This window comes from Pseudomonas sp. IT-P294 (assembly GCF_949767865.1).
Classification (GTDB): Bacteria; Pseudomonadota; Gammaproteobacteria; order Pseudomonadales; family Pseudomonadaceae; genus Aquipseudomonas.
Genome location: NZ_CATKQW010000024.1, coordinates 1 through 3,364 on the forward strand (window position 1 = coordinate 1; position 3,364 = coordinate 3,364).

General features: G+C 60.9%; 3 protein-coding genes. 1 reads left to right on the forward strand and 2 read right to left on the reverse strand.

Annotated features, from left to right (window positions below):
* Window positions 1-290 precede the first annotated feature (290 nt).
* Both ACM6I0_RS18920 and ACM6I0_RS18925 read right to left on the reverse strand, forming a co-directional pair.
* Complete coding sequence (locus tag ACM6I0_RS18920; RefSeq protein WP_285429392.1) at window positions 291-548, reverse strand: DUF6555 family protein; 258 nt, start codon at window positions 546-548, stop codon at window positions 291-293.
* A gap of 185 nt (window positions 549-733) precedes the next feature.
* A complete protein-coding gene (locus ACM6I0_RS18925) occupies window positions 734-2,449 on the reverse strand; it encodes an amidase (protein ID WP_414923003.1) in 1,716 nt (571 codons plus the stop codon).
* A gap of 299 nt (window positions 2,450-2,748) precedes the next feature.
* Between ACM6I0_RS18925 and ACM6I0_RS18930 the strand changes: the two genes are divergently transcribed.
* Window positions 2,749-3,180: a DUF1801 domain-containing protein gene (locus ACM6I0_RS18930; protein WP_414923004.1), complete on the forward strand. Its 432-nt coding sequence runs from the start codon at window positions 2,749-2,751 to the stop codon at window positions 3,178-3,180.
* Window positions 3,181-3,364: the final 184 nt, after the last annotated feature.

A 3,364-nucleotide genomic window follows, 5' to 3' on the forward strand; every position in this document is an offset into this window, starting at 1 on the left:
GGCTAACCCGGCATCCATGCCGGGTTGCCCACTGCGCAGAACCTGCGTTCGGCCTTCCGATGGGGCAGGTCAAGATCAAAAGCCAGATCAACAGCCAGATCAACAGCCAGATCAAGTGCAACAGCCAGATCAAGTGCAGAAGCAGGCTCAGCGCTGACGCAAGACTTTGCGAATCCGTGGACTTGTGGGAGCGAGCTTGCTCGCGATGGCGGCAGTACATTCAACATCATTGGCGACTGGTCCGGCCCCATCGCGAGCAGGCTCGCTCCCACATTAGGCTAAGCATTTGCTCAAGGCGTTGAAGCCTCTGTCCAGTCCAGCGTCGCCGACGCGCGCCATTTCACGTCGGTGACGCCGTACCGTTCAGCTTGGGGTTTGGAGACGACCTTGAGTGGCGGTTTTCCGGGTTTCGGGATGGGCGCCAATCCGGCATCACAGCTTGCCCAGTGCCATGCGTGCGCGTTGCTCATTTCTTTCGCGCGGATGATGAAGGACTTCGGCTCTCCATGGAGCGTGTATTCGATGATGAAAAGGTCAGTGCGGTTCATGAGGCGCTCCTTATGCTCATAGACAAAGGAGTGAGCGCGTCAAAAAAAATTCAAAGTGTTTGTGCGGCATGTTCAGGTGTTTGAATCGTATTGTTTTTTATCTTCAGGTCGCGCTGGCTGCGATGGGTCGATCCGGGAGGCTGCGCGACGTGACTGGGGCCTGTGCGGCCCCAGTCACGGCCGTTTTACGGATTGTTGCGCGGCAATGGCGGGGTGCGCGGCGGGATCATTCGCAGGTTACCCGTCGACTCGAACGCCGAGGCAAAGCGCAGCAGCGTCGAATCGTCATAGGCCCGACCGGCAAAGGTCAGCCCGACTGGCATGCCGATGTCCGGCATCACGCCCATCGGCACCGTGACCGTGGGCACGCCCAGGTGACGGATGGCGAGGTTGCCGTTGGCGACCCACACGCCGTTGCTCCAGGCGATATCGGCAGACTGCGGATCGACATCGGCATTCGCTGGCCCGACATCAGCCACCGTCGGGAACAGCACCGCATCGAGCTTCAACCGATCCATCCAGTCTTCAAGGTCGATGCGCCGCGTTTCTTCAAGTCCGCGAAGTCCGTCCGGCACGGTGCTGATCTGGTCCCACGGGGTGATACCGCGTTGGGCCATCTTCACGTATTCGTCCATGCCCGCCGCCAGGTCGTCTTCACGGTTGGGCAAAGTGCCCGGGTCGTGCGGGAAAATCAGCGGCCCGTCGACATCGGCCAAGCGGTTGAGCTTGGGATCGCCGTTGGCCCGCAGGAAATCATCGAACGCCCAGGCCGACAGGTCCCAAAGCTCATGATGCAGAAACTCTTTGGACACCAGGCCACGGGTGAATACGGTCGGCGCCCCAGGACGATCGCCCTCGCAGTTGGAGACCAGCGGGAAATCGACTTCAATCACTTCGGCGCCTGCGGCTTCGAGGGCCTTGCGCGCTTGCTCCCACAGGTCGATCACGCTCTGGCGGGTGTGGATTTTCTGCCCCGTCGGGCCACCGATGCCAGGCGATTCGCTGGTGCCTGCATCCGGATCCTTGTTGATGTACATGCGCGGAACGCCGAAGCGCTTGCCGGCGAGTGCATCGGAGGTCGCGGCCAGTTCGGCATAGGAGGCGGGGCGCACCGAGGCGACACTCGGGATCGGTACCCAGGGTTGCATCCGCCACAGATCGCCACGGGTGTCGGGGTCATCCGCCACCACCACGTCGAGCACTTCCAACAGGTCGGCCATGGTTCGGGCGTACGGCACGACCACGTCCATCGTCGGGGTCAGCGGCCAATTGCCGCGCACCGAGATCACCCCGCGCGACGGCGTGTAGGCACACAGACCGTTGTTCGATGCCGGACCGCGTCCGCTCGACCAGGTTTCTTCGGCCAGGCCGAATGCGGCGAAACTGGCGGCGGTCGCGGTGCCGGCACCGTTCGATGAGCCCGACGCAAACGGCGCCGTCAGATAGTCAGCGTTGTACGGGCTCTCGGCGCGGCCGTAGACGCCGCGTTGCATGCCGCCATTGGCCATCGGCGGCATATTGGTCTTGCCCAGGCAAATCGCCCCGGCAGCACGAAGCCGTTCGATGGTGAACGCATCGCGGTAGGCAATCAGGTCTTTGAACGCAGGACTTCCGGAGGCGGCAGTGAGCCCCTTCACCAGATAACTGTCCTTGGCTGTATAGGGAATGCCATCCAGCGGACCGAGCGTCTTGCCTTTGGCTCGACGGTCATCGCTGGTTTGGGCTTCCTTGAGTGCGTCGGGGTTTCGAACCACCACCGCGTTGAGAGCGGTGGGCGTTTCGGCGGCGTCGTAGGCGTCGATCCTGGCGAGATAGGCCTGGACCAGTTCAACGGCCGTGGTCTGGCCGGATTCGAGCGCCGCACGCAGTTCGGCAATGGAAACCTCGGTGACCTCGATCATGCTGCTACCACCGCTGGCTGAAGGGCGTTGTGGTCGATGTTTGCCTCGCGCCGGGTCTTGGGCTCAAGGGCATCGCTTCTCTCAAAATGGGTGTTCATATCAGTTCTCGTTGCACTGCATTACGCGACAGGGTCTGGGCTTAAACCTGAGCGCTCTATTTAGCACCAAGGCGGGCGCGGAGGGAATCGGTGTGATGATTTGGCGTGCAGGGATGCCGTCAGTCAGCATTTCTCAAACCGGGGGCGTGTGGCGACTATTCTCAATCGGGCAAAAATCTTCCTCAAGGAGGTGGCATTCACATGAAGAAGGACGCAATGGTCGCAACGGCAGGAGAAGGGGGCGATTCTGCCTCTCGGTTGATAGACGCAAGGATCAGCGAGTTGAATGACTGGCGGGGTGAGACGCTGGCTCGTGTCCGTGCGCTCATCCACCAGGCCGACCCTGATGTTGTCGAGGAGTGGAAGTGGCGGGGCGTTCCGGTGTGGTCTCATGCCGGGATTCTCTGTACCGGCGAGACGTATAAGCAGGTTGTGAAAATGACCTTTGCCAAGGGGGCCTCGCTTGAAGACCCTGCGGGGCTGTTCAATTCAAGCCTTGAAGGGAATACCCGGCGGGCTATCGATATCCATGAAGGTGAGCCGATTGATGAGGGGGCGTTGAAAGCGTTGATTGTTGCTGCTGTTGCGCTCAATACCTCGCGAACGACTGCTCGCGGTAAACCGCTCAAGTAAGCGCACCGTGGCCTGCGTGTTGGCTGGGATGCGTTGACGTGAGAAAGCCAGGTTTTGCCGTGATGCGGTTCACTTAAGGGGGGGGTAAATATCCATTTTTGGGTAACGGCGGCTATTGGTTCCGCCCTGACGGCGGGTCACTTGGAAGAGCGCCAAGTAACCAAGCGCTTGCGCCCCTGACGTA

Coding starts and splice junctions, on each gene's coding strand:
- ACM6I0_RS18925 (WP_414923003.1), bottom strand. CDS start 2,449: ATGATCGAGGTCACCGAGGTTTCCATTGCCGAACTGCGTGCGGCGCTC.
- ACM6I0_RS18920 (WP_285429392.1), bottom strand. CDS start 548: ATGAACCGCACTGACCTTTTCATCATCGAATACACGCTCCATGGAGAG.
- ACM6I0_RS18930 (WP_414923004.1), top strand. CDS start 2,749: ATGAAGAAGGACGCAATGGTCGCAACGGCAGGAGAAGGGGGCGATTCT.